Source organism: Rhizobium sp. 007 (assembly GCF_015353075.1).
In the GTDB taxonomy this organism is placed as follows: domain Bacteria; phylum Pseudomonadota; class Alphaproteobacteria; order Rhizobiales; family Rhizobiaceae; genus Rhizobium.
The window spans coordinates 1325304-1347468 of sequence record NZ_CP064187.1; the positions used below are offsets into that span (position 1 = coordinate 1325304).

30 protein-coding genes, 2 tRNA genes and 2 pseudogenes are annotated in these 22165 nt (G+C 57.3%); 14 read left to right on the forward strand and 20 right to left on the reverse strand.

Features of this window, described 5'->3' with window-relative positions; translation table 11 throughout:
- Positions 1-2 precede the first annotated feature (2 nt).
- Together ISN39_RS06645 and ISN39_RS06650 are read right to left on the reverse strand one after the other, a co-directional pair.
- Positions 3-1043: a cysteine synthase A gene (locus ISN39_RS06645; RefSeq protein ID WP_194729526.1), complete on the reverse strand. Its 1041-nt coding sequence runs from the start codon at positions 1041-1043 to the stop codon at positions 3-5.
- 104 nt (positions 1044-1147) lie between these two features.
- Positions 1148-1357 (reverse strand): hypothetical protein, encoded by a 210-nt coding sequence (locus ISN39_RS06650; protein WP_194729527.1) that lies wholly within the window; start codon positions 1355-1357, stop codon positions 1148-1150.
- Here ISN39_RS06650 and ISN39_RS06655 point away from each other — a divergent pair.
- From ISN39_RS06655 to ISN39_RS06665, 3 genes and pseudogenes are all read left to right on the forward strand, one after another.
- Positions 1356-2192 (forward strand): SDR family NAD(P)-dependent oxidoreductase, encoded by an 837-nt coding sequence (locus ISN39_RS06655; RefSeq protein ID WP_194729528.1) that lies wholly within the window; start codon positions 1356-1358, stop codon positions 2190-2192. The two genes, ISN39_RS06650 and ISN39_RS06655, sit on opposite strands and share 2 nt — an antisense overlap.
- Positions 2193-2620: 428 nt before the next feature.
- The gene (locus tag ISN39_RS06660) at positions 2621-3736 is read left to right on the forward strand and encodes a Fic family protein (protein WP_194729529.1); all 1116 of its coding nucleotides are present in this window, start codon (positions 2621-2623) and stop codon (positions 3734-3736) included.
- A gap of 252 nt (positions 3737-3988) precedes the next feature.
- Positions 3989-4158, forward strand: a pseudogene (locus tag ISN39_RS06665) (transposase domain-containing protein); the annotation flags it as partial.
- Here ISN39_RS06665 and ISN39_RS06670 read toward each other — a convergent pair.
- The 3 genes from ISN39_RS06670 to ISN39_RS06680 all read right to left on the reverse strand — a co-directional run bounded on the left by ISN39_RS06670 (position 4139) and on the right by ISN39_RS06680 (position 5441).
- Positions 4139-4372: a DUF6429 family protein gene (locus ISN39_RS06670; RefSeq protein ID WP_194729530.1), complete on the reverse strand. Its 234-nt coding sequence runs from the start codon at positions 4370-4372 to the stop codon at positions 4139-4141. The pseudogene ISN39_RS06665 and the gene ISN39_RS06670 sit on opposite strands and share 20 nt — an antisense overlap.
- A gap of 138 nt (positions 4373-4510) precedes the next feature.
- A complete protein-coding gene (locus ISN39_RS06675; RefSeq protein WP_074067705.1) occupies positions 4511-4891 on the reverse strand; it encodes a hypothetical protein in 381 nt (126 codons plus the stop codon).
- A 475-nt stretch (positions 4892-5366) separates the two neighbouring features.
- A tRNA-Asn gene (locus tag ISN39_RS06680) sits at positions 5367-5441 on the reverse strand.
- A gap of 117 nt (positions 5442-5558) precedes the next feature.
- Here ISN39_RS06680 and ISN39_RS36140 point away from each other — a divergent pair.
- A complete protein-coding gene (locus ISN39_RS36140) occupies positions 5559-5855 on the forward strand; it encodes a hypothetical protein (RefSeq protein WP_246763289.1) in 297 nt (98 codons plus the stop codon).
- 271 nt (positions 5856-6126) lie between these two features.
- Here the strand turns inward: ISN39_RS36140 and ISN39_RS06690 are convergent, their stop codons facing one another.
- From ISN39_RS06690 to ISN39_RS06720, 7 genes are all read right to left on the reverse strand, one after another.
- Positions 6127-6366, reverse strand: coding sequence for a hypothetical protein (locus ISN39_RS06690; protein ID WP_194729532.1), 240 nt, complete (start codon positions 6364-6366; stop codon positions 6127-6129).
- Between the two features lie 569 nt (positions 6367-6935).
- On the reverse strand, positions 6936-7217 hold the full coding sequence (locus ISN39_RS36145; RefSeq protein ID WP_246763290.1) for a hypothetical protein: 282 nt from the start codon (positions 7215-7217) through the stop codon (positions 6936-6938).
- Positions 7218-7454: 237 nt separating this feature from the next.
- Positions 7455-7528: transfer RNA gene (locus ISN39_RS06700), tRNA-Cys, on the reverse strand.
- A gap of 172 nt (positions 7529-7700) precedes the next feature.
- Positions 7701-7955, reverse strand: coding sequence for a hypothetical protein (locus tag ISN39_RS06705; RefSeq protein ID WP_194729533.1), 255 nt, complete (start codon positions 7953-7955; stop codon positions 7701-7703).
- Positions 7956-7980: 25 nt separating this feature from the next.
- On the reverse strand, positions 7981-8223 hold the full coding sequence (locus tag ISN39_RS06710) for a DUF2607 family protein (protein ID WP_194729534.1): 243 nt from the start codon (positions 8221-8223) through the stop codon (positions 7981-7983).
- A 51-nt stretch (positions 8224-8274) separates the two neighbouring features.
- The gene (gene ligD / locus ISN39_RS06715) at positions 8275-9318 is read right to left on the reverse strand and encodes a non-homologous end-joining DNA ligase (RefSeq protein WP_194729535.1); all 1044 of its coding nucleotides are present in this window, start codon (positions 9316-9318) and stop codon (positions 8275-8277) included.
- Positions 9319-9436: 118 nt separating this feature from the next.
- Positions 9437-9742 carry an ATPase inhibitor subunit zeta gene (locus ISN39_RS06720; RefSeq protein ID WP_194729536.1) on the reverse strand — a complete coding sequence of 102 codons (306 nt, stop codon included), beginning with the start codon at positions 9740-9742 and terminating at the stop codon, positions 9437-9439.
- Positions 9743-11153: 1411 nt separating this feature from the next.
- On the opposite strand from ISN39_RS06720, the gene ISN39_RS06725 reads away from it, so the two are divergent.
- Positions 11154-11459, forward strand: a complete 306-nt coding sequence (locus ISN39_RS06725; protein WP_194729537.1) for a hypothetical protein — start codon at positions 11154-11156, stop codon at positions 11457-11459.
- 43 nt (positions 11460-11502) lie between these two features.
- On the opposite strand, the gene ISN39_RS06730 is transcribed toward ISN39_RS06725, so the two are convergent.
- Positions 11503-11862 (reverse strand): hypothetical protein, encoded by a 360-nt coding sequence (locus ISN39_RS06730; protein ID WP_194729538.1) that lies wholly within the window; start codon positions 11860-11862, stop codon positions 11503-11505.
- An 84-nt stretch (positions 11863-11946) separates the two neighbouring features.
- On the opposite strand from ISN39_RS06730, the gene ISN39_RS06735 reads away from it, so the two are divergent.
- Positions 11947-12507, forward strand: coding sequence for an HNH endonuclease signature motif containing protein (locus ISN39_RS06735; RefSeq protein ID WP_194729539.1), 561 nt, complete (start codon positions 11947-11949; stop codon positions 12505-12507).
- A 47-nt stretch (positions 12508-12554) separates the two neighbouring features.
- Here ISN39_RS06735 and ISN39_RS06740 read toward each other — a convergent pair whose 3' ends face one another.
- Together ISN39_RS06740 and ISN39_RS36150 are read right to left on the reverse strand one after the other, a co-directional pair.
- Entirely contained in the window at positions 12555-12812 is a 258-nt protein-coding gene (locus ISN39_RS06740; RefSeq protein WP_194729540.1) for a DUF982 domain-containing protein, read from the reverse strand.
- A gap of 478 nt (positions 12813-13290) precedes the next feature.
- On the reverse strand, positions 13291-13635 hold the full coding sequence (locus ISN39_RS36150; RefSeq protein WP_246763291.1) for a hypothetical protein: 345 nt from the start codon (positions 13633-13635) through the stop codon (positions 13291-13293).
- Positions 13636-13751: 116 nt separating this feature from the next.
- Between ISN39_RS36150 and ISN39_RS06750 the strand changes: the two genes are divergently transcribed.
- The 4 genes from ISN39_RS06750 to ISN39_RS06765 all read left to right on the forward strand — a co-directional run bounded on the left by ISN39_RS06750 (position 13752) and on the right by ISN39_RS06765 (position 15379).
- Positions 13752-14072: a hypothetical protein gene (locus ISN39_RS06750; protein ID WP_194729542.1), complete on the forward strand. Its 321-nt coding sequence runs from the start codon at positions 13752-13754 to the stop codon at positions 14070-14072.
- A gap of 220 nt (positions 14073-14292) precedes the next feature.
- Positions 14293-14526 carry a hypothetical protein gene (locus ISN39_RS06755; RefSeq protein WP_246763292.1) on the forward strand — a complete coding sequence of 78 codons (234 nt, stop codon included), beginning with the start codon at positions 14293-14295 and terminating at the stop codon, positions 14524-14526.
- Complete coding sequence (locus ISN39_RS06760) at positions 14523-14750, forward strand: DUF551 domain-containing protein (RefSeq protein ID WP_194729543.1); 228 nt, start codon at positions 14523-14525, stop codon at positions 14748-14750. The genes ISN39_RS06755 and ISN39_RS06760 overlap by 4 nt, the downstream gene beginning before the upstream one ends.
- Entirely contained in the window at positions 14747-15379 is a 633-nt protein-coding gene (locus ISN39_RS06765) for a hypothetical protein (RefSeq protein ID WP_194729544.1), read from the forward strand. Before ISN39_RS06760 ends, ISN39_RS06765 begins: the two co-directional genes overlap by 4 nt.
- A gap of 486 nt (positions 15380-15865) precedes the next feature.
- On the opposite strand, the gene ISN39_RS06770 is transcribed toward ISN39_RS06765, so the two are convergent.
- Positions 15866-16102, reverse strand: coding sequence for a hypothetical protein (locus ISN39_RS06770; protein WP_246763293.1), 237 nt, complete (start codon positions 16100-16102; stop codon positions 15866-15868).
- A 404-nt stretch (positions 16103-16506) separates the two neighbouring features.
- Here ISN39_RS06770 and ISN39_RS06775 point away from each other — a divergent pair, with 404 nt between their 5' ends.
- Positions 16507-16866: a DUF3307 domain-containing protein gene (locus tag ISN39_RS06775; protein ID WP_246763294.1), complete on the forward strand. Its 360-nt coding sequence runs from the start codon at positions 16507-16509 to the stop codon at positions 16864-16866.
- A 172-nt stretch (positions 16867-17038) separates the two neighbouring features.
- Here the strand turns inward: ISN39_RS06775 and ISN39_RS06780 are convergent, their stop codons facing one another.
- Positions 17039-17443 carry a hypothetical protein gene (locus ISN39_RS06780; protein ID WP_194729545.1) on the reverse strand — a complete coding sequence of 135 codons (405 nt, stop codon included), beginning with the start codon at positions 17441-17443 and terminating at the stop codon, positions 17039-17041.
- 502 nt (positions 17444-17945) lie between these two features.
- Between ISN39_RS06780 and ISN39_RS36155 the strand changes: the two genes are divergently transcribed.
- Complete coding sequence (locus ISN39_RS36155; protein WP_246763295.1) at positions 17946-18551, forward strand: hypothetical protein; 606 nt, start codon at positions 17946-17948, stop codon at positions 18549-18551.
- Positions 18552-19222: 671 nt separating this feature from the next.
- On the opposite strand, the gene ISN39_RS36160 is transcribed toward ISN39_RS36155, so the two are convergent.
- The gene (locus ISN39_RS36160) at positions 19223-19843 is read right to left on the reverse strand and encodes a DUF982 domain-containing protein (RefSeq protein WP_246763296.1); all 621 of its coding nucleotides are present in this window, start codon (positions 19841-19843) and stop codon (positions 19223-19225) included.
- A gap of 92 nt (positions 19844-19935) precedes the next feature.
- Positions 19936-20193, reverse strand: coding sequence for a hypothetical protein (locus tag ISN39_RS06795; RefSeq protein WP_194729546.1), 258 nt, complete (start codon positions 20191-20193; stop codon positions 19936-19938).
- A gap of 129 nt (positions 20194-20322) precedes the next feature.
- Here ISN39_RS06795 and ISN39_RS06800 point away from each other — a divergent pair, with 129 nt between their 5' ends.
- Positions 20323-20655, forward strand: a complete 333-nt coding sequence (locus ISN39_RS06800) for a hypothetical protein (RefSeq protein WP_194729547.1) — start codon at positions 20323-20325, stop codon at positions 20653-20655.
- 425 nt (positions 20656-21080) lie between these two features.
- On the opposite strand, the gene ISN39_RS06805 is transcribed toward ISN39_RS06800, so the two are convergent.
- Positions 21081-21353, reverse strand: a complete 273-nt coding sequence (locus ISN39_RS06805) for a hypothetical protein (RefSeq protein ID WP_348651967.1) — start codon at positions 21351-21353, stop codon at positions 21081-21083.
- 273 nt (positions 21354-21626) lie between these two features.
- On the opposite strand from ISN39_RS06805, the pseudogene ISN39_RS37845 reads away from it, so the two are divergent.
- Positions 21627-21924: pseudogene (locus ISN39_RS37845) on the forward strand (DnaT-like ssDNA-binding protein); the annotation flags it as partial.
- Between the last annotated feature and the right edge of the window lie 241 nt (positions 21925-22165).

The window sequence follows — 22165 nt, forward strand, 5'->3', positions numbered from 1 at the left end:
TCTCACGCTGCTGGTTCGTAAGGTATCTTTATGTCCTGCGACGTGGTCAGCCACGTGGGAACGGGCAGGCCCTTTGAGGTCAGGAAATCGGGGTTGAAGAGCTTTGACTGGTAGCGGTTGCCGTAATCGCAAAGGATCGTCACCACGGTGTGACCCGGGCCAAGATCCTTCGCAAGACGTACCGCACCGGCAATATTGATTCCCGTCGAACCGCCGAGGCAGAGCCCTTCGTGTTCGACGAGATCGAAGACATAGGGCAGCGCTTCGGCGTCGGAAATCTGATAGGCGAAATCCGGCGTGAAGCCTTCGAGATTGGCCGTGATGCGGCCCTGGCCGATGCCCTCGGTGATCGAGGAGCCGGAGGATTTCAATTCACCGTTCTTGTAGAACTCGTAAAGTGCTGCCCCCTCAGGATCGGCGATGCCGATCTTGACGTCGTTGCGGAACGCCTTGAGGCCGGCCGCGACGCCCGCAAGCGTGCCTCCCGAGCCGACGGCGCTGACGAAACCGTCGACCTTGCCGTCGGTATCCTTCCAGATTTCCGCGGCCGTGGTCTCGATGTGTGCCTGGCGGTTCGCGACATTGTCGAACTGGTTCGCCCAGATGGCGCCGTTCGGATCGGACTTCGCCAGCTGTTCTGCCAGGCGACCGGAAACCTTCACATAGTTGTTGGGGTTCTTGTAAGGCACGGCAGGCACTTCGACGAGTTCGGCGCCGAGCAACTTCAGCGCGTCTTTCTTCTCCTGGCTCTGCGTTTCCGGGATGACGATCACCGTGCGGTAGCCGAGCGCGTTGGCGACGACCGCCAGCCCGATGCCGGTATTGCCGGCAGTGCCCTCGACAATCACGCCGCCCGGCCTCAGCAGCCCCTTCTTCTCGGCATCGCGGATGATGTAGAGCGCGGCGCGGTCCTTCACCGACTGGCCGGGGTTCAGGAACTCCGCCTTGCCGAGGATGGTGCAGCCGGTCGCTTCGGATGCGCCCTTGAGCTTGATGAGCGGAGTGTTGCCGATCGCCTCGATGACGGATGGGTGGAAGGTCATGGAATCTGCCTCTGTGGAACTGGTAGTTTAGGAACGGTCTTTTCCCTTCACAAGGCTGGGTTGGCAAGAAATGCTATTCCATGGCCCCGCCTGCGACGATAAAATTAGACTTCCGCTTTCAAAAATCCCGCGTGACTTGCAATTTGCGTCGGGCTGCCCGCCTCAAGCACACCAAAACCCTCGACGGGATCATCGGCGGCCCGATCGGCTGAAATGAGCCACAATAGCGTGATAGAGGCATGAATCCGGGAGGCAGCGAGAAACTTCCGGTCCTGGTTTTGTGCTGAATCGGCAGTCTGGAGGAAGTCAATCATGCGTGATTTCATCGCCCGTCCCGAACATGGCATCGCCTGGATTTCCGGCGCGAATTCAGGCATCGGACGGGCATTGGCGCTGAAACTGGCAGGCGAGGGATACAAAGTCGCCGTCACCGCGGGCAATCATGAAGAGCTGGCCGAACTTCAGACCGAAGCAAGCGGCCTTTCCGGCAGCATCGTCGTTCTCGATGGCGACGTGACCGATCCCGAGGATATGGAGCATGTGCTCGCCTCGATCGAATACGAGCACGGCGCGCTCGCCCTGGCGATCTTCAATACCGGCATTTACCAGCCTGTGCATGCCGAGGAATTGAACCGGGCGGATTTCGAGAAAAGCTTCGCCGTCAACCTCTGCGGTGTCGTCAATTGCCTCCTGCCTGCCATCCGGCACATGAAGGCCAAGGGGCAGGGGCAGATCGCCATCGTCTCTTCCGCCGCCGGCTATGGCGGCCTGCCCACGAGCGCGGCCTATGGCGCCACCGAGGCGGCGCTGATCAACATGGCCGAAAGCCTGAAATTCGATCTCGACAAGATGGGCATCCGCATCCAGATCATCTGCCCCGGCTTTGCCGATATGCCGGCAGGCCTCGAGAACAGCTTCCCGATGCCGCCGCTCGTGTCGCCTGCTGAAGCCGCCGAGCAGATTGCGGCAGGCCTCAAATCCAGTCGCTTCGAAGTCAGTTTTCCGAAGCGCTTCACCTATATGCTGAAACTCCTCCGGCTGATGCCCTACGGCCTCTACTTCCGGCTGGTGAATCGTTCGGCGCGCTGGTGGAAGCATCCGCCCCCTTCGTCCGGCCACCATCCGGCGACACCGCATCCTGCGGAGTGATTGGGGTAACGTGTCTCAGGGCAAGCCTGCGAGCCGGTTCACGAAGAACCGGCTCATTCAATTGATCAGTTGATACTGATGAAATCTGGCTCCCCGTGCCGAACGAAACTGCGACGTTGTGTCGTCGATTCGTTATTCTCCTACTACCCTAGATTGATGCCTCTGGTGCAGAGCGAGACCGTGACCGGGCCGAGCGGATTCGCGCTTACCGTTGTCCGAAACCTTTTCTTAAAGCGCGCGCTGTCGCCCTTGCCCGGGAGAAGGGTAAGATTCGGACAAAGACCTGACCGTAGCGTAGAATCGGCGATCTTTGCGGATGCTCTCGACTGAATGCGGTGATTGGCGGCATTAATATCCGCAGTTTTTGCGGTGATTGAACTTGCCTTTGCGGAGAATAGTTGCCATTTTCACCGCCAGAGGTGCGGAGAATGGCGACGTATATCCACCAGCGAGAAGATTGGCCCAAGTTTCATTGGAACACCGATGCGCTTGCAGGCCAGCTTGCGGCTGTTCGCCATCGGCAAGGGCGTCTGTTTGGTCGGATGGAGGCACTTGGCTTTGACCTGCGCGCCGAAGCGGTTCTCCAGACCCTGACCGAAGACGTCCTGAAATCCAGCGAGATCGAAGGCGAGACCCTCGACAAGGAGCAGGTTCGCTCCTCGATCGCACGGCGTCTCGGCATGGATATCGGCGCACTTGCTCCCGTTGATCGTAACGTCGAGGGTGTCGTCGAAATGATGCTTGACGCCACTCAGAATTATCAGCGCCGTCTTTCCGACGAACGTCTCTTCGCATGGCACGCCGCCCTTTTTCCTACAGGCCGCAGCGGCATGACGAAGATTGTCGTCGGTGCATGGCGCTGCGAAGCTTCAGGACCGATGCAGGTGGTGTCCGGGCCGGTTGGCAGGGAGAAGGTCCACTACGAGGCACCGGCAGCCGAGCGACTGTTGAATGAGATGGCGGCCTTCCTCGACTGGTTTAACAGCGACCTGCGGCTCGACCCAGTTCTGAAGGCTGCGATCGCCCATCTGTGGTTCGTGACGATCCATCCCTTCGATGATGGCAATGGTCGCATCGCGCGTGCCATCGCCGATATGGCGCTTGCTCGATCCGAGAGCAATCAGCAGCGTTTCTACAGCATGTCCGCTCAAATCCGTCTGGAGCGAACGGACTATTATGCCATCCTGGAGAGAACCCAGAAGGGTGACGTCGATATCACCGAATGGCTGCAATGGTTTTTGGCATGTCTCGACCGTGCTTTTGAGGGTGCTGAGCCGATTCTTGCGAATGTGCTTCGCAAGGCGCGTTTTTGGGAGGCGATTGCAGGAGGGACGATCAGCGAACGCCAGCGTAAAGTCATCAATCGCTTGCTGGATGGTTTCGACGGCAAGCTGACCTCCTCGAAATGGGCGGTGTTGACGAAGACGTCGCCGGATACCGCGCTCCGCGACATCAATGACCTTGTGACGCGCAGCATCCTGGTGAAAGATGAGGGCGGAGGTCGCAGCACGAGCTATTCGCTGGCAGAGATCGCTGGGGCTTGAAGTCCCGGAAGGCTCCGAGGATTGTAGGCTATCTCGAAGCACACAGGCTATGTGGTTATTCCGTCTTGTTCGCATGGCAATGAAGGTCGCGCAAGGATGGTATTGGATCTCCGACGGAACCGGACGCCAGCCGCTAGCGGCACCACATGACCTGAAACCCGGTACCGGTTCTGATGCCGAACGCAACCTGCCAAAACTTTCCACTCTCGCGCGCGCCGGCATCGGCTCGCTGCTGCTTGCGGCACGTGTGCGGACCGCGCCGCCTTCATCGCGACGCTGAGCATCACAGCAAAGCTCAACGAATCGATCCGCAAGCTTGGCTCGCCGACGTGCTCGCCCGCATCGCCGATCATCCGGTCAGCAAGATTGACGAGCTTCGGAACTGGAAAGCGAAAAACGCTGCTATCGCGGCGGCCGCGTAAACAACGCCCGAAAGAGCTCCTCCGAGCGCTGGAGCCCTTCATCCGTCAAGATCAATGACTTCGTTTTGTTCGCCGGATCGCCGATCAGGCCCTTCTTGAATAAGCGATCTGTTGCATTCCAATCAAAACTCTTCCACGCCCGACGCCCGTCATGCAGCGTCAGCCATAGTAGTGCCAGGACAGCGTCGTCGATCTTGTCCTCATCGATGTCCATGCCTCGATGATAACATGCCCGCGACCCAATATCATGCGGCCTTCAGCGTATGCTTACTAAGGAGCCGGCTTTTTCCGCTATCGCAAGGAAATATCGATGGCCAATGATATCAGGCAGACCCTGAGATCGGCCCGGCCCCTACCGGTAATCATCACGATCGCCTCTGGACGATGATGCCCCTTCCAATCTGTCCAGCATCTGCAAGAGAAGGTCGGCGCAAACCTTTGTCGGTTCGTCATCGGCACACTTGATGTCAATTTCAACGTCTCCATCCTTGATGTGAAAATGCGCGGCCTTTGATGGGGGAGGAGGCGGCGGACGATCACGCATTCGTCCCCTGCGCCAACCAAGACGAGGACGATCCTCATCTGAGGGAGCTGCTTGCTGACCGGGCGGAGTGGATTCAGGCGCCGCTGTTGCGTTGTCTGGCGGCCGTGGCGTGTCGGTGGGCTGCTGGGCAAAGCTCGCGCCGGCAGTCAATGCCAAGGCAACGGCTGCAATGGAAAGGATGGGTTTCATGACTGATCCTCGGATTTCGCACGTGAAGGAACGCGTCGCACCGAGGTTGGTTGCAACGATACTTTTAAGGGCTAAATGACGAACGCTGATGACGATGTATTGGCAGGCCGTCGGCGCGAATGCCGGCGACCTTTAAGATTATGCGATGCAGTTCTCGGGCAACGTAGTCCTATAAACGCGTCTTTTGGTGTTCGACATATAGGTCTTGAGGCGCTTCAAACCCTCAGATACCGCGGATAGTCCTTCGAGCCTTCTGAGCCGGCGTGGGAAGCGACAGGAAGGCCGATATAAAGTCCTGCTGCAAAAGGTGCTCGCCACGTTTGTGAAGGCCGTGCGAGATATATTCCTGCACAAAATCGGAGCCAACAGCAGGAGTTTAATCACCAACAGGAAATAAGTAGTAGGAATAAAATGAGGAGCCGATTCAATCAAGAACCGACTCCTGCAATAGCATCAACCACTTAGGTTGGAAATCTGGCTCCCCGGGCCGGATTCGAACCGGCGACCTGTCGATTAACAGTCGAATGCTCTACCGCTGAGCTACCAGGGATCACCGCTTGGCGCGGCGTGAGTGGGCTAATACAAATGCTTGTTCGATTTGCCAAGCAGTTTTTTCAAAAAAATGACATCCGCTTGCATTTGCAGCGTTTGTTCCCATCTCCTGTGCATGACTGACGGGACAGACAATAGCAGAAAATCGCGCGAAAAGCGCTTCGGCATCGATCATACAACGGGAAAGCTCGTTCTCGGTTCCCTGCACATCCCTCTGCCGCGCTCGCGGATTGCCCGTGTGTTCATAGGCGTCCTGCTGATCTTCTGCGGTCTCCTGGGCTTTCTGCCTGTTCTCGGCTTCTGGATGATACCGCTCGGCTTCATCGTTCTCTCGCACGACCTCCCGTTCGCCCGCAGATGGCGCCGCCGATTCTCCATCTGGTGGCACAGACGGAACACGTCCGCAGGCTGATGGAGCAGCCAAGGAAAAGAGCGTGTGAAGAACGGTTCGGAACACCGTTCAGAAGTTGCCGGGGACATTTTTCAGAAATGGCCTCTTGCGATTTTTCTAGGATGGTTCTAAACGCTCGCAACGGTTCGATTACTTGAACCTGTGAGCCTCGTGGCGGAGTGGTGACGCAGAGGACTGCAAATCCACAGCACATCCAATAAAATCAATGACCGTTCTGAATAAGCGCCATCATTTCAGGCGTTTTTCTTCGTTTTCCGACCATTGTTTTCATTCAGATTTTTCGGCTGTTCAGAATGGCCGAAACGCTTTTTTGTGGCTTCCAAGACGCGCTTTTCCGTCTCCTTCGCATAAGCCACTCGAATGCCAGCACCGCGGCTGCCGCCAATTCCCCGCGCCCTTTCTCGATCGCACCATTGGCGAAGGCATAGACAGCTTCGCGATCCACATGGCCCTTGGTGTTTTTCTTTCGTCGCTTAAGCGTGACGCCGTCCCATGGGTTCGGCGTACCCACGGCTCTGTCTGGTAGAGATCGTTTTCCGCTCTGGCGTATTTGGAAGCAGTGACCGACATGCCGCCGCCCTTTCATTCCTCTGCATGCGCAGCGCCATCAGAGGCTCTTGATACCGGGCAGCGTGGACCTTCATCTCACGAACGCCCCAGCAAATCGCCAGCGCGCAGGCTTCGGCCGCATTGTGAGCGAGCGTCTTCTGCGGAGGGAGCTTGATGCCGATGCGCTCGCATTCGGAGACGGCGGCGCTCTTCCAGTCCTTCTTGCCCTTGTTGTCCAGCGGCGGCTTGAAGGTCTGGCCGTAGAACGCCTTGCGCCAAGTGCCAGGGGGAGCGTGCCTTAGGGAACGCCGAAATTGGCGATCGTCGAGACAATGGCCGTGGTCGCCACCCATGGATAAATGAGTGCGTCGGCGCTGGTGTTGCCGATCTTGGCGAGGGATTGCTCCTCCAGCACCACAAAATCAGGCTTGCCGTGCTCATATGAGGGCAGCCACCTTCAAGCCGATCCGGATGGAGATATGCGGCTGGTTCTCCGGCCAATCCCAGGATGCCCCGAGCTCGACCATGGCCCTATTTCAGTTCATTGGCCGTGATCAGCAGGGCCTTGTACTTGCCATCCGGTCCCATGCCATGCATCTGGCGCGGGCCTCCGACGTAGATCTCAAGCCGTGGCGACCAGCTTTCGCCCATCTCGAACCAATCAACCCCATCATCTCCGCTGCCGGTGGCACGCGGGCCAAAGATGGGTTCGTGTGCATTGAGCTGTTCTTCCGATACGTTCGTTAGATCGATGGTTTGGATACGTCCGCCGTCCTTGCCGGTGTGTTGAATACTGGCGAGCGTGGAATGCATGTAAGGCGCTGCATCCTTCGCGATCGACGCTGCAGCATGCCGAGTGCGCACGTCTTGCCAGCAGACTGTGGAAAAAAATCGGTTCAAAGCTGCTGCCGCTGAAGACGGAACCGAGGGGCTGAAACGGGGACGCATTACCACACCTCGTTTTGGTGTGGCGGAACGGTTCAAGTCCAGATTGCCACCTGAGAACAGCTGCGGCAAAATCAAGCACTTACAGGTGGGTGAAAAGATGATTGGAGGCCTCGCCCGGAATTGAACCGGGGTACAAGGATTTGCAGTCCTCTGCGTCACCACTCCGCCACGAGGCCATCCGTAAGCGTTTTATGCTGTGGTGGCGCGGATTTAGAATGATCCTAGGAGAAGCGCAAGGGGGTTCAGTCTGAATACGGTCCTTTTTTCATTCTGAATAACCGTTTTCCGAATGTTCTCGGACCCCGCAGAGTTGACTGCGGGGTTTGTCTTTAACGGACTGCGAGATTTTTACTGGCAGTTGCCGGCGGCATTTTTAACCTGACCCGGTGCGCAGTCGGAAGACTCTTGCTTGCCTTGGGAATCCTTGTCTTTATCGGAAGAGCTCGTCCCAGAGGTTGAAGTACCAGATCCGGTACCGGAACCTGAATTGTCGCCGGACTGGCCAGAACCACTAGTTCCGCCAGAACCACCACTGGCCTGAGCCATGGCCGAAGTTGCAAGGCCGATCGAAAGTACAGAGACGGTGAGGAGTTTCAGAAGCATTGGATGATCCTCCCATTAGCTTCAGTTATGATCCATCCTCAACACCATGGCTCTCATGATGTTCCGGGTTAGTGTCGGAGATGTGATCGATGTAGGCAGCGTTTAGCCGCGCGGCTATGTCGTCTGCCTCCTCACGGGACAATCCAGTGAGCTTGCATCCGGATGCCTCGACAGGCAGGCCCGTTTCCTTGTCCAGCACTGACCATGAGCGATCTATCTGTTGCACGGACGCGGCCTTCGGTCCCTTTGTCAATCTGCGGCGAACCATGGGAACCTCCCGTCGCCGAACTTCCGCGGCAACGACCGGGTTCCTTCGCTTTCATTCAATCTCATAAATATCCGCATTCTCCTCCGGATCGCGCAGCCCTTTATAGGATGATTGCCGCAGCTTGCCGTCATGCGTCCAGGCGCGATATTCGACCTCGGCAACCAGCGTCGGCTTCACCCAAACGATATACTTGCGTCGACCGGAATATTCGACCGGCGGCTTCTTCACTTTCAGCTTGTCGAGAGCTTCCCGCAGCTCATGCGCCGTGCCTTCATTAAAGCCAGTCCCGACCGATCCGACATAGACCAGCTTCTTGCCCTGGCGTGCCGCGAGCAGCAGTGAACCGATTCCGGCACGCGCAACAAAGGAATGCTCGTAGCCGACGATCGCAAAGCCTTCGCTCTGGATGCATTTGATCTTCTGCCAGTCGCCACGCCGGCCGGAGCGATAGGTGCTCTCCCGGTCTTTCGCGATGATGCCCTCAAGGCCGTGCTCGCAGGCAGCAAAATACAGCCGGTCTCCGTCTGCCTCGATCTCTTCCGAAAGCCGGATGACATCGTCCCGGCTCTTGATCAGCCCCTCCAAGAGATGCCGCCGCGCGGTGAATTCCAATGGCCTCAGATCATGGCCGTCGAAATAGAGAAGGTCGAAGGCCATGAAGATCGCTTCGCTTGAGATGCACTTGCCGCCCCGGTCGCCGAGCGATTGCTGAAGCAGCCCGAAGTCCGATCGGCCTTGCTCGTCGAGGACGACCGCCTCGCCATCAAGGATCGCAGTCGCCACATCGAGCTTCTTCGCCGCTTTTGCGATGGCCGGGAAGCGATCCGTCCAATCGTGGCCGCCTCTGGTGATAATGCGAACGCCCTTCGGCTCGATGTGCACCGCAAGGCGATAGCCGTCCCACTTGATTTCGAAAGCCCACTCCGCCCCTTTGGGTGGTCTGGGTTTCAGCAGCGCCAGACACGGCTCTATGCGTTCTGGCATGGGATCGAGGGGAAGATTAGGCTGCGCGGGATCGCGTGGCTTGCGTGGCCGGGATCGAACCGGCGCGTTGGCATCGCTGAGGAGAGGCTTTGATTTTGGCGGCCTAGACATGAAACGGCTTGACCCTACGCTGAACTAGCGCCATTTCATATGTAGCTCGGGCGGGAGCTTTCCGTAACATGCAGGCGTCGAAACCTCTAGACGAGGAGAGGATGACGCATGGCCGTGCTTAAAGCTGTTCAGCGGCCTCGACCATAAATTCGCGCATCTTTGCTGCGACGTCCTGCTCGCTGATACTGTGACCTGCCGCTTGAAGATCAGAGAGAGCTTTCAAGAGAACTCCAGCGTCCCCACCACCTTTGAAGCGGGCATCAGTGATTTCATCGGCGTAACCTGCAACGTCATCCCGACCAATGAGGCCCGCGATCCACTTCGCCAAAAGCCTGTCGTGACGAGATTTGAGCTTGATGGTCCTCTCGGAGTCCTGGAAGTATTGGTCTTCCATTCCCTTTTTGCGGTCTCTAAAATCGGCCATTATTTTCCTCCTCATTTGTGTTATCGCGAAACCGCTCAATGCCGTGTTTGCGGAAATTAATGGCCTCCACCGACGGACGGGCTTTGGACCATAGGCGACATATCCAACTATTTCGAAGGTCGATCTTTAAAGAACGGTCAATATTTCGCCTCTGAAGTAATCTAACACAGTTGAACGCTCAGCACCGAAATTAACTTGATGATTGGCGATGTTCATGCCGGCCGCAAAACGCCACGCGCATGACAATGAAGCGGGAGAACCCGGTGGTAGTTGTTGAAACGCCGAGGGGACGGACATCCTGAACGACGGGCACAGATCGGCGCCGGCCGCGAACATCCACGAGAATCACTACTGCGACCATGAGGACGCCAACGGCATCCGCTGTACGGAATGGGGCGATTACGGCTTCGAGGAGAGCAAGACGATCACGCGCTCTGGTATTGCCGGGGACATCAGCCGCTGAACTATCGCGGCCTGGCGCCGCATGACGGTGAGCGATCCTTGATCGGCGAATAGGCCGCCCTACCATATGACCGGTCTCCCACTCTGCGGCGGCTGTCCTATCCAGCGAAGATTTTGGGAGGGACGCATAATGGGTGATCCCGATCGATATTCCGGAAAGCCCCCGAAACGGGGATGCGGCGTGTGGATACTGATAGGGATGGCAATGGCATTAGCGCTTCTTAGTGCGTTGCTCTTAGGCTTTTTGGGCTAGCCTCGCCCGCGCATCAGATTGCCGGTTGATTCTTCAGCGTCGTCTGACCGTACGCTACCGGACAGGAACGCTGTTGCTGTTTCGTTCGTTAAAGCAGTGGATTGCGTGGTATGTCATCATCCCGGCCGCATCTGACGGCCATTCCAGACGCCGCGCATCCAGCCAGTCCACGCTGGCGGCCTAGCCCTGCACGCACCCTCCTTAGCAGCAGGGCCTTTTTCTTCGTAAACCGTCCGAAACCGTACTACGCCTTTTGGGCTAGTTTGCCCGGGCTGCGCTGTCTGGCATTCTGCTAGCGGGACTCAAAGACCATGGGTTCGAGTGTGGCAGGGTTTTGAAGGTTCCCTGTGGCACGAGGTGCGGACCCGGGCTCGCTATTCTAACCTTTGGGCGAGCCCTCGTCGTAAATCCTCTGCACATCGACACTTTTCAAAGCGCGTCTTCGTAGCCTCGGTTTGCACGCCGAAGTCGCGCCGGACGAGGTCGTGGAGCGTGTTCAAAGCACATAGACCCGCGTATAGGTCATCCCCTCCTCATTGATATCCGATCCGTCCTCCCGGCCAATAGTCAGGTCGGGAGCCGTACTGTTATGGTCAGGGTACATCGTCCCGCGAGGCCGTTTCCCCCGATCGGCCTCACAAATGGATCAGCATGACGTGCGGCACTTCGAGAGGTAGACCGCCGAGGATTGTGACCATGACACAGAAAATCGAAATCGATCTCGTCCCGTTGAAGCTGTTCTCCAGGCGCGTATCGGAAGGCTGGACCAGGAAACCAGGCTATCCACTCCAGATGCCGCCAGATTGTCTATCAGCGCCGAATATGGGCTCTGAGGCATATGTGAAACGGCCCGTGCTGCAAGGCTTTTCTTTGGTGGAACTCGGATACGGAGACACGCGGCGGCCCGTTTCCGGCATTTCCAGATCGTCCTTCTCGGCAGCAGTTTTCTTGAGATTTCACTTCGGCATGCCCGACTTCCCAGTTCGTAAGGAGCAAGGGTGAGTCCGCCTTGTTAAGGCCTCGAGGAGCTGTCCCGGGCTATACATTAAGGCCGGACGATCGGCGTCTTCCACATGGTCTTGTTCGTTCGATCCTGGGCATCGTCGAGCTTGCTGCTCAACACCTCGACGCGGGTAGCGACCTTGTTGATGCTCTCGATCGCCGTATCCAGCTTGCCGCCGAACGATTCCACGACGCGATCGATCCGCTTGTTCGTTTCGGCGACAGCCGTCTTGTTCTCGGTGATCTGCTCGATCATGCGGGACTGCTGGAACTGCAGCGGCGCGATCTGGCCGATCTGGTTGTTCATGCCGTCGAGTGTCGTCTGATAGGTCTTCTGACGGTCCTTGCGGTCGGCAGCTTCCCGGTCAAAGCGCTCTCCCAACTCCGCCTGTGTTTTCTGCATGTCGTCGATGGTGTTGCCGAGGTTGAACCAAACGCCGCCGAGCGCAAACGCATTAATCGCAACGCCGCCGATGATGGCGATGAAATGAACCGGGTTGATCTTCGGCTTCTCTACTTCGATAAGTTAGCAGAAACGCTGAGGGATAAGCTGCCTACGGCTGTCGATTGCGTTCTTCTGTGGGAAACTCCCGTTCCATATTTGCGCGCCATTTATCCGGAAGCGCTCATCGTCAGCCAGATGCCTGGATCTTTTGCGCGCGCACCATACCCACATACGGTGGTCTTTGACACTCTTGGACTATACCGCGAAGGTACGATGTTCACGCATGCCGCGGACACCATCGTCGATGAAGAAAACCCTTGGACCGGTGCGAAGACGAGGTCCGTTCATAAGCACCGATGGCTTTGGGAGAAGGCCAACGGTCCCATCCCTGAAGGGCATGTCTTGAAGTGCCTCGACGGAGATAAGACGAACTGCGACCCATCGAACTGGGAACTGATCTCGCGCGAAGTTGTGCCGCATCTCAGTGGCCGCTTTGGCTTTGCATACGACCAAGCGGAACCGGAGGTGAAGCCGGCAATGATGGCGGTCGCGAAGCTCAAACACGCCGTCAAGCAGGCTAGATCCAAGGCGAGGTCAGCATGAACGAGTTCGCACTCGGAGCCATACCCGTCGGCGGCGGCTTCATCGTACTAAGCCAGCATTTTTGCATCCGCGGCAGCGTTTACAAAAGCCTGTCTCGCGAGTTCAAGACTCCCATGCATGCACACGGCAGCCAAACACAGTTGCCTCGCCTGTGCGTAAAGCTCGCACCGCTTTTCGGGCCAACGGTGGTTCAAGCATTCCAATGCAGTATCCGGCCCAGAGATCTCCTGTCGGATGCCATTTCCGACGCGCACATGGACTGGCGCACTCCAAGTGACCCCGAAATCAACCCTGATGACAGCCATCTGAATTCCCCGGTTTTTACGGCGTCGAACCTTCCTGGAGGGGCAAATGTTCCATGGAAGATCGGCACCAATGTCGCTTTTGGTTTGAATGAAGGATTAGACGTATGACCAACTGTTTCGCAGCAGGAGCAATGAAGCGCGGCCACGGCTGGATCGCCTATTATCGCCGTGTGCATGACGCCGAGAACCGAGTCCTTCGCGACGGCCGGCCACGACATCATCTTCGAGACGGTAGCCGAGGCGCTCAAGGCCGCGAATGCCGAGTTCCTGAAATACCTCAACAGCCCGATCACCGGCATCTCCTCCATGGGCGGCAGCAAGAAGAGCGTGGCGAAGAAGGCTGCGGAGAAATTATTCCGGGGCGGCGGGAAGACTGTCGAGGTTGGGCGCAAGAGGTTACGGCATGAACATCTCCACCAAACCCACCAGAGGCCGGAAGATCGATGTCGAAGCCATGGCGAAACTCTGGAACAGCGGGCTATCCGCCGGGCAGATTGCGGATCGCATCGGAATATCCCGGTGCGCTGTCTCCGGTCATATCCATCGCCACAGGGATTTGTTCGAGCCGCGGGGACGTGACAATCAGCCGGTCGGCAAGCGAGGCGGCGGCAGGAAACGGCAGGCAAAGCCACACATCGCCCCGGTGACGGGCAGCAACGACGGTCGCCGAATCCACACGAAGAACCTGCACAAAGCCCGCATGGAGGCCGCAAGACGTGAGGCAGAGGAATTCGAGGCCGGAACATCCCCGCTGCTGCAGATCCACGTCAGCGATGAAGAGCGAATCGCCAACGGCAAGGAGCTTCATGATCTCGGCGTTCATCAATGCCGTTGGCCGTTGAATAACGGCTCGCCCTTTCTGTTTTGCGCTGATGCGACCGGCGGCGAGCTTTACTGCTGGCATCATATGAACCGAGCCCATCGGCCGAAGGGGAGCGAATGACGGACCTCTTCGGCTTCGAGATGCACCGTGATGCTGAGTTTCACGGCCGGAACCGGCTGACGCTTACCAGGCGCTGGGGCGGAGGTCCGCAGGCCTGTGCTGCGCATCAGGTGTTCGTCTGCTGGGGCGCCATCGCGTGGGATGATCTTTGGATCGACCATGTCGTCGAGGAGATACAGTCAGGCGAAGGACCATACCCTGACCTGTGGTGCTGGGGCATGACATCAAGCGGAGCGCCTAAGCATCCGATGGCGCGCGGTAAGCACCGCATCCCAGCTGATCAGAAGGAAATTCTTTGGAAAGCGGCTGGCATATGACAGATCCGTCCGAACATCCTGAAGCACTTGGCATCTTCGCTGAATATGGAATTCAGGTCGTTCCGGCCCATGTCATGCCGTCCGTGGGGCAGACAAGAGCCATTGCCACGCTAGACCGCATCAGAAACCGCCAGGGAGAGGCGCACGCGCGTTTCGTGGTCATGACGCTGCCAACAACAAAGCGTTCATTGACGAGACGTCTCTGTGGGTAGTTAGCGATATGGTCAGGGCAGCGACGAAGAACTATCCCGATCTGGTCGAGAATAACGTCTCTGCCTGGTTCTCCTTCTTCGATGGTCTGCCGCTCGGGTGGCTACAATTCTGGGCGCTCGATCTCGACGGCGTCATATCGAAACGACATGCCTTGGGCGGCATGGTATATGAACGAATGCGCCGGCACTTCGGAGCGATGGCAGTGCAGCCAGATCTTCTAGACGACAGGAGAACGGCATGAGCGATTGGCTACGGATCGATACCGCACCGAAGGACGGAACGAGGGTTCTATTGGGCCGTTTTACGGGCGATCCGAAAGGCGATCATGAAGGATTTGTCTCTGTCGACTGGTATAGGCAGCCAGAAGACAAACAAGGCTACGTCGGGTGTGGTCATTTCAGCGAACATTATTGGCCACCGACACACTGGATGCATCTTCCTCAACCCCCGAAGGTGAAAAAATGAACGAAGGCGAAATCGCAGAGCGTTTTATCCGGGCGGCAGAGATCGACCAGATGAGCGAGCGGGTCGGGCCGAAGCCGCTCAAGGCCCAATCTTTGCAATACCTCCATACCCAGGCAGACAAGAACGGCTGGGGAAGCGAGCGCCTTGCCGAAGAGCGCAAGGACTTCTGGGATGGCATCGGCCGTCGTGTCTCGGCTCGTGAGATGAGCGAGGCCGATGAGACACGGTCATGGCTTCGGCTGGTGCCGAACGACAGCGATCGATCCGCGCTCGTGAACTGGTCGAACTGCATGGCAGGAGATGGCATCTTCAAGGAATGGTGCTTCGCTATTGGCATCCATCCAGAGACCGGGAGGCGCAGAAAAGACCCGGCAATCGCACGTATTTTGTTAGCTTTGGGCCGCAAGCCGTTGCAGCATAACGAAATCGACCTCTACGGGGTGTTGCCTCGCACCCCGGAAATCAGCGATAAGTATGCCATCGTCGCAGAAGTCGCGGCACACTGGCGGGAGACTGAGGCGAAGCCGATGGCCTGCTATTTCGACACGGACCTTTCAGGGTTCAGCTGGGCGGACAAACAGAACGAGCGCCGCCGACACAGAGAAGCCCGCCGCAAGCAGGCGGCATAGAACAAGACCGGCCACGCTTCGGCGCACCCCGGCTGGTTACTCACAGCCCGCCACCTTAACTGGTCGGCGGGCTTTTCATTTGGAGCGCGAGCCGCTTCAGTTTGAAGGAGCTGGTGTGGTTGGTGCGGGGTTAGCAGGCGGTGTGGTCTCAGTCCCGCTTTGTTGATCGCGTCCTGGCATAAGCACCATCACACCTATTATGACGATTATCACAACTACAATTCCAATGATCATGTTTCGATTCATGACTTGTTCCTCCAATAGACTTGCGTTCGAGGGCTATTTGGACAGGTAGTTGTTAGGTTCTGTTTGTCCATAGGCGATTGTCATCGATGCAGTCTCCGGTTGAACAAGCCATTCTGAACGGAGCGGAGACTCCGACTTGTCCCCGGCGACAAGACCATGGCTACACTCGTGGGCGAAGAGCCCGCGCCGCCGCACCGGGCCTGTCGGGCTTCATTAACGGCGTGAAGTGGGTCAGCCGGATTAAAGCATAGAGCTGTCGACCGTCGGGATTTCGCCTTCCTCTGCCTTCATCTTCGCTTGGGCAAGGGCGAACGCTTTGGCGTCTGGCTCTCTATGGAGGATCATCGCCAAGGCGGTTCCCGTGATCCGAAATCGGCCGCAGGTGGGACAGAGGAATTCGACAACGTCTTCTATCCCCGATAGGTCCTCTTGGGCTGGCTCATTTGATATGGGGCAGGTGTCATTGGTCCAGTTCATTCAATTCCCCCAAGGTTAAACCATGCCAGTCCTGAAAAACGCACGGCATGAAAGGCTCTTCATTATTCTAGGTGAATCCGGCTTACGTCGCGGAGGAATATAGTTGACTGCTTCGCTCTGGCCGGTCTTCCACCCAATGTCGTGACCTCCTCTGTGAGGATATAGCCGACGCTCTGAAGTGTGTTTGCCAAATCGGCCATCGAGCGATTGTCTTCGATTGTCAGATGTCCGACCTGTTCAACCGGGCGCCTCAAATAGACAGCGTATCTAGCCATGTGCGTTTCCTTTTGGGTTGCATCAGCAGTTGATGATGAACGCGTACGAGTCGCAAGTGCAGTGGAGCAACCTGAACCTCTTTGCACGAGGTTTTCCAGTTATTCGACTTCTCCACAGGTGGAGAGACGATGATCGAGAATTTCATGATGCTGGCGCTGATTCTGCTCGGCGCCCATTGGCTATGCGATTACCCGCTGCAGGGTCAGTTCCTCTCTGACGCCAAACAATCAGGCCCGCTGCGCGTTTATCACCTGATCGCACATTCCGGCATCCAAGGCGCCGGCGTGGCAGTGGTCACAGGGAGCGTCTGGCTAGGTCTGCTCGAATGGATGGCACACGCGATGATCGACGAGGCGAAGGTGAGGGGCAAGACGACGTTCGCCCAGGACCAAGCCCTGCATATCGCCTGCAAGATCGTCTGGCTCGCTTACCTCGTCCTGTCCGCAACGTATCAGCATGGGTCGTCTATATCGCTCTGGTGGCGATGATGTTCGCACTGTCATCCATCTCGGCATGGTGGCCGAGATGAGCGGGATGGTCGAACGCGGCGCGCTGCTGGTGATGTGCCTCTGTGCAATCGCCGCGCTGATATGGATGTTCTGGTAGAAACTCATATCGCGAAACGCGAAGGCTTTACTGATAGGTAGGAACGATTTTGCGTCAGGCGGGTGCAGACTGCCAAATCAGGCTGACGCCAACGAAGAATGCGACCAGAGACAGCAGCGCAGTCATCACAGCAACGTTGTTCCACCACTGCCCAGCTGCCCATGAATACTTATCAGGTCCCTCGAGGGCGGCTACGTAGGCTTGATTGGTCAGGTAGGCGAACATTGAAGTTAGAACAGACAGGCCAGCACCGACCGAGAACGAAACAAGCGATTTCATCATTCCTCTGATCAGCGGCCTGTAGGTTGCAGAGGCTTCTGGTTGACTGATTGTGGTCGCGACGAAGCCAAGCAGAGCGATGCAAGCGCCGCCGTTGAGGATTAGAAGCGCCTTAAGACCCTCTTGTGCGGCTTCGATTGATGCGCCTTCCAAGCGGCCGACACGGTCTTCGTCACTCATGAACATCCTCAAAGTTTAGCTGTGCAAGTCCTGAAAAGCACGGCAGGATACAATCTACCAGCGATCGAAGGGGCGGACCCCAATAAGCTTATTCAAATCTTGATCGCGATGCTCTTCCTTAAGCGCCACCCGTATATGATCAGGAATGCGTAGCGGGGTTTTGTTCGTGAGGTGGCTTCCGGCTTTGACCGCAAGATAACGACGGGCGATGAGCGCCTTTACGTGCTCGTTGAAATAGTCCCCTGAGAAAACTTAGGTTCGATTAGCGACGGCCCAAGCCAAAAGCCATTGCTCTGGCTCAGAAATATCTTGAAGGCCATCTATGTGCGTCGCTTGGCGTTGAAGGCGACGTCTACGGACGAGCGGCGCAGATGCCAATTGCACAACTTCCACTGACACAGCCAGCACACTGCCGCTGCAAATTGCGACGATGAAGGCGGCGCCTGGAAGCCAATTTGGCAGCGATGCGAGATAAGAAAGGGCGAGGTAGTCGGCTAGCAAGATGCCGGACGATGCGAACAATAGTCCAAGCGCAACGGGCCAAGACGTACTCATCATTTCTTTCAGGTCTTTAATCGATGGCATTGGCGGGAATCGGCCTCAGATTGAATTAAATCAAAGGCAATCAAAGTTGGCGCGAGGTGGCAAGAGAAACGGCGCTGGCCGCCCAAAAGGAGCCGCTGCCAAGCGAACTCGGGCAATTGCGGACAAGGCATCGTCCGAAGGTCTAACGCCTCTGGAGGTCATGCTGAAGGCGATGCGCGTCCATTTCAATAAGAAGGATTGGGATGCTGCAGCCTCGATCGCGAAGGATGCAGCGCCTTACATGCATTCCACGCTCGCCAGCGTTCAGCACACCGGCAAGGACGGCGGACGTATCCAAACCATCGATCTAACGAACGTATCGGAAGAACAGCTCAATGCACACGAACCCATCTTTGGCCCGCGTGCCACCGGCAGCGGAGATGATGGGGTTGATTGGTTCGAGATGGGCGAAAGCTGGTCGCCACGGCTTGAGATCTACGTCGGAGGCCCGCGCCAGATGCATGGCATGGGACCGGATGGCAAGTACAAGGCCCTGCTGATCACGGCCAATGAACTGAAATAGGGCCATGGTCGAGCTCGGGGCATCCTGGGATTGGCCGGAGAACCAGCCGCATATCTCCATCCGGATCGGCTTGAAGGTGGCTGCCCTCATATGAGCACGGCAAGCCTGATTTTGTGGTGCTGGAGGAGCAATCCCTCGCCAAGATCGGCAACACCAGCGCCGACGCACTCATTTATCCATGGGTGGCGACCACGGCCATTGTCTCGACGATCGCCAATTTCGGCGTTCCCTAAGGCACGCTCCCCCTGGCACTTGGCGCAAGGCGTTCTACGGCCAGACTTCAAGCCGCCGCTGGACAACAAGGGCAAGAAGGACTGGAAGAGCGCCGCCGTGACCGAATGCGAGCGCATCGGCATCCGTCTCCCGTCTCAGAGGACGCTCGCCCACAATGCTGCGGAGGCATGTGCTCTTGCGATCTGGTGTCAGGGAAGAGCCTTGCGGATGCAGCGGAATGAAAGGGCTGCGGCATGAGGTTTCAGCCAACTATTGGCTTTGTGTCCGCTTTCAAAACAATCACCTTGTGAAAATCACCCAAGAGTGGACGCGGGCCAGCACTTGCGTGATGTTTTCCCAGCAGGTCCGGCCTGCGGTCATCGCGGTAACGAAGCTCCGGCAGGCTGCGAGAAATGCAAGATCCAAGGCAGGTGAAGCTGAATGAATTCGCAGGTCACTTAGCGCTCCACCGCAAGCTGAACCGCAGACTTGGCGTCCTCAGCTGCCATCCGACCATCAATGGCGGCTCGGCAGGCTTGCCATGCACGGCGCCATTTATCGCTCGTTTGATTGGGTTCGTGAATAAGCCAGTTCATGGCCTCCTCGGGGGAGCCGACAACAATGCGGATGCGGCGATCTCCCAGCACGAGGGGTTTCTTCCATCGGTGCACCAACATGACCGCGCTCCAATCGTAGGGGTATCGATCATAATTAATCCACCGCCACGCCACATCGTTCCATCCCGGAGAAAAGAAACAGGAGCCGCGAGTTGAACGAGTTCGCCGGAAGCCCATGTCATGCCGTCCGTAGGGCAAACAAGAGCCATTGCCACGCTGGACCGCACCAGAAACCACCATGGAGAGACCATCCTTCCACATCCGCTGCAGAACTGAAGCTGTATCGTAGTGGCTGGATTTCTTCGCCTGAAGTAAAGGTCCGTGCGCCGCGTAACTCGCCGCCCATTTACGAACCGTGGCATGATCAACGCCGAAATGCCGGCCTACTCCGCGAGTGCCTCGCTCACCCTTCTGATAAAACTCCACAACAGATCGCTTAAAAGCTTCGCTGTGCTTGGACATGAAAAACCCCCGAAGGTTGTTGTCCAACTTTCGGGGTCAGTTCATTACCCGGTGGGCGGGTTTTCATTCCATCAGCAATGCTGCGACCGCGGCTATGTCTGATCGAGATCAATGCCGCTTATCTGTGCTGGAAGTCCCTGGATTGCGTATCTGGGGAGACGACGCCATGTGGATCCAACCGTATTCCGGTTGAGGATGTCCATGAATTCGGACGCATCCTTGCCCGTCAGGTCGTCCAACTGCTTGTACCCGATCGTAGCAGGATGGCCAGTGATGGCATCAACAACGGTCCACGTGCCGTCTGCTTCTGCGCGGCGGTCGTATGGCATGTGAGAGATTTCGGAAGACATGATATCCTCCTTTCTGGCGCCCCGTAAGGAGTGGCGCCTATAGGATAAACGCGAAGTAGGCCCATTTGTTTCGGTCCTGGGGCCAGCACCATCCGCGCCGGCGGGTTCGGGCAAATAAGGAGAAGTCGCATGAGCGAACAGAAACGGCCCGTAACCAGGGCGAAATTCTTCTGCAGCGGCAAGGAAGGGAACACTGTTTTCCTTCCGCCGTCTATTCCGAGGATATCCAATCCGAGGATGACGGCGGGAGAGATCGACCGCGATCCCCGATCCGAATGGTACGGCAAGCCGAACCTCTATGTCGGGTGCCAAGGGGCTGTAGAAGGTCTGACGAACCGGCTTGTAGAGGATGGCGTCCTGCCCGGGCTCGAATGCCGCGGTCGAGGAACAGGAGCGTCTGAGCAAGAGCTTGCCGCCGCAGCATCCTCACAGAGTGCGACAAGCCCTCGGCAGGTGGGGTAACGCTCGCCAGACCGCCGACGCCGCTCCACAGTCGCTGTATGTCAGCCGTAAGGTCATTAATGCGGTAGACAAAGGGGCAGGGTTTCGAAACCACGTTGCCGGCCGACGACCTGCATGTGACGATTCCCACAGCCGGACGCACTGGATGGCGATGTGGGCTCTGCATGGGATGACGAAGTGAAAATCCCGCGGGGAGGCCCGCGGCTGAAGCGGTTTGGAGAGCTGTTCGCGTCGAACATGAGCTGGGATTACGCCGAGTACAGCTGCATATCACCATCTCTTACGACGATGATGCTCCGGAACTCGCGACCGTCGAACCCTATCAGGGCGAGATCCTGCTCGGACCGGAGGTGTTTAAGGAAGTGATCGACGTCTGGCTTGCGAGCGTGAGGGAAGTGGAAGTCTGATGCTCGGTGTCATTGGTGTCACGCAGCCAGAAGAAATTCTTGATCTACCTCGCGGTTCAATGCTCCGACCAACTCCTTGGCCTCCTCGGCTGTGAGCATGTCCATAACAAATCCGTTGATCACGGCTTTCTGCCCGGTGACTTCATCGAACACCGACCAATAGATGTTGAGATTCTTATGAACGTTATACCTGTGGGCTTCCATGGGGAATTCCTCCTTCTTGAAGCATCGATAGAAAAGCACTTCGCCACCAAAAGATGAATCGTGCGGGTGTATATCGAGGCTATCCATTGGGATAGTGCCCGGCTACGCCCCTAACCTCGGGTCCACAATGAATTTTACCGACGCTGTAACCGTCGCGGGAACGCGCCGGCGCGATGACGGCTACCTTGTTGCCGAACGCTCGTATCGCCCGTACAGGCATCTAGATCGATCTGGGATCCGACGTGGGAAAACCGGACATGAGCACGGTGCGCGTCTATCGCGCGGGCGGTCTTCGCTGAGGATAGGCTCAAGAGTGCTGCTCGCCGGCCGGTGACGAATGACCACCCGCCGGAAATGGTCACGTCGGATAACTGAATCCCCGACGCCATCGTGAACGCGAGTTACGAGGCCGCTTTCCTCGAGCTTTCCAATCCTGGCAGCCTTTCACCGATCATAACCGGCTCTGCACAGTCAAGCGTGAGAAGGTCGAGCAGCTTGAGGTCGAGTATTCAACCTCTGCTTCAACGGACATCGCCGACATCGTAGCGCTCGCCACCCGGTCGTAACCACGATCGAGGGGCTGCTCTGGCCGTTCCTGTGCCCGATCCTGGCGGGGAGCGCTCTTAGTCTAGGCCCTGTGAGCCGCCTCACTCGCTAGCCTGATGACGTAGTCTTCGGATGCGTCGGCGAGGGCGAGGGCCACCTCAGCTCGTCCATGGCCTTGTGAGTGCAGCCTTTCGATCAATTCAAGCATGGCAGCATCAACGATCTGCCGGCAGTTCATGCGTGTTGGTTGCGGTCTACCTATAAAGTATAGCTTGGCGGTCATGGCACCCCCTTTTGATCCGCTTGCAGGATGCCACAATTTCGCAGGTGCACAAGCAACTGCTAATTTTAAT

What these genes read in the sequence shown, in the direction of transcription:
- ISN39_RS06770 (WP_246763293.1), bottom strand. Translation starts at nt 16,102, where the DNA reads ATGAACTGGACCAATGACACCTGCCCCATATCAAATGAGCCAGCCCAA.
- ISN39_RS06655 (WP_194729528.1), top strand. Translation starts at nt 1,356, where the DNA reads ATGCGTGATTTCATCGCCCGTCCCGAACATGGCATCGCCTGGATTTCC.
- ligD (WP_194729535.1), bottom strand. Translation starts at nt 9,318, where the DNA reads ATGTCTAGGCCGCCAAAATCAAAGCCTCTCCTCAGCGATGCCAACGCG.
- ISN39_RS06775 (WP_246763294.1), top strand. Translation starts at nt 16,507, where the DNA reads ATGATCGAGAATTTCATGATGCTGGCGCTGATTCTGCTCGGCGCCCAT.
- ISN39_RS06795 (WP_194729546.1), bottom strand. Translation starts at nt 20,193, where the DNA reads ATGTCTTCCGAAATCTCTCACATGCCATACGACCGCCGCGCAGAAGCA.
- ISN39_RS06800 (WP_194729547.1), top strand. Translation starts at nt 20,323, where the DNA reads ATGAGCGAACAGAAACGGCCCGTAACCAGGGCGAAATTCTTCTGCAGC.
- ISN39_RS36145 (WP_246763290.1), bottom strand. Translation starts at nt 7,217, where the DNA reads ATGCATTCCACGCTCGCCAGTATTCAACACACCGGCAAGGACGGCGGA.
- ISN39_RS06735 (WP_194729539.1), top strand. Translation starts at nt 11,947, where the DNA reads ATGAACCGGGTTGATCTTCGGCTTCTCTACTTCGATAAGTTAGCAGAA.
- ISN39_RS06645 (WP_194729526.1), bottom strand. Translation starts at nt 1,043, where the DNA reads ATGACCTTCCACCCATCCGTCATCGAGGCGATCGGCAACACTCCGCTC.
- ISN39_RS06730 (WP_194729538.1), bottom strand. Translation starts at nt 11,862, where the DNA reads ATGCAGAAAACACAGGCGGAGTTGGGAGAGCGCTTTGACCGGGAAGCT.
- ISN39_RS06750 (WP_194729542.1), top strand. Translation starts at nt 13,752, where the DNA reads ATGACGGACCTCTTCGGCTTCGAGATGCACCGTGATGCTGAGTTTCAC.
- ISN39_RS06740 (WP_194729540.1), bottom strand. Translation starts at nt 12,812, where the DNA reads ATGGCTGTCATCAGGGTTGATTTCGGGGTCACTTGGAGTGCGCCAGTC.
- ISN39_RS06705 (WP_194729533.1), bottom strand. Translation starts at nt 7,955, where the DNA reads ATGCTTCTGAAACTCCTCACCGTCTCTGTACTTTCGATCGGCCTTGCA.
- ISN39_RS06760 (WP_194729543.1), top strand. Translation starts at nt 14,523, where the DNA reads ATGAGCGATTGGCTACGGATCGATACCGCACCGAAGGACGGAACGAGG.
- ISN39_RS06660 (WP_194729529.1), top strand. Translation starts at nt 2,621, where the DNA reads ATGGCGACGTATATCCACCAGCGAGAAGATTGGCCCAAGTTTCATTGG.
- ISN39_RS06675 (WP_074067705.1), bottom strand. Translation starts at nt 4,891, where the DNA reads ATGAAACCCATCCTTTCCATTGCAGCCGTTGCCTTGGCATTGACTGCC.
- ISN39_RS06670 (WP_194729530.1), bottom strand. Translation starts at nt 4,372, where the DNA reads ATGGACATCGATGAGGACAAGATCGACGACGCTGTCCTGGCACTACTA.
- ISN39_RS06650 (WP_194729527.1), bottom strand. Translation starts at nt 1,357, where the DNA reads ATGATTGACTTCCTCCAGACTGCCGATTCAGCACAAAACCAGGACCGG.
- ISN39_RS36155 (WP_246763295.1), top strand. Translation starts at nt 17,946, where the DNA reads ATGCCGGACGATGCGAACAATAGTCCAAGCGCAACGGGCCAAGACGTA.
- ISN39_RS06710 (WP_194729534.1), bottom strand. Translation starts at nt 8,223, where the DNA reads ATGGTTCGCCGCAGATTGACAAAGGGACCGAAGGCCGCGTCCGTGCAA.
- ISN39_RS06780 (WP_194729545.1), bottom strand. Translation starts at nt 17,443, where the DNA reads ATGAGTGACGAAGACCGTGTCGGCCGCTTGGAAGGCGCATCAATCGAA.
- ISN39_RS36150 (WP_246763291.1), bottom strand. Translation starts at nt 13,635, where the DNA reads ATGAACGCCGAGATCATGAAGCTCCTTGCCGTTGGCGATTCGCTCTTC.
- ISN39_RS06805 (WP_348651967.1), bottom strand. Translation starts at nt 21,353, where the DNA reads ATGGATAGCCTCGATATACACCCGCACGATTCATCTTTTGGTGGCGAA.
- ISN39_RS36160 (WP_246763296.1), bottom strand. Translation starts at nt 19,843, where the DNA reads ATGTCCAAGCACAGCGAAGCTTTTAAGCGATCTGTTGTGGAGTTTTAT.
- ISN39_RS36140 (WP_246763289.1), top strand. Translation starts at nt 5,559, where the DNA reads ATGACTGACGGGACAGACAATAGCAGAAAATCGCGCGAAAAGCGCTTC.
- ISN39_RS06725 (WP_194729537.1), top strand. Translation starts at nt 11,154, where the DNA reads ATGACACAGAAAATCGAAATCGATCTCGTCCCGTTGAAGCTGTTCTCC.
- ISN39_RS06765 (WP_194729544.1), top strand. Translation starts at nt 14,747, where the DNA reads ATGAACGAAGGCGAAATCGCAGAGCGTTTTATCCGGGCGGCAGAGATC.
- ISN39_RS06720 (WP_194729536.1), bottom strand. Translation starts at nt 9,742, where the DNA reads ATGGCCGATTTTAGAGACCGCAAAAAGGGAATGGAAGACCAATACTTC.
- ISN39_RS06755 (WP_246763292.1), top strand. Translation starts at nt 14,293, where the DNA reads ATGGTCAGGGCAGCGACGAAGAACTATCCCGATCTGGTCGAGAATAAC.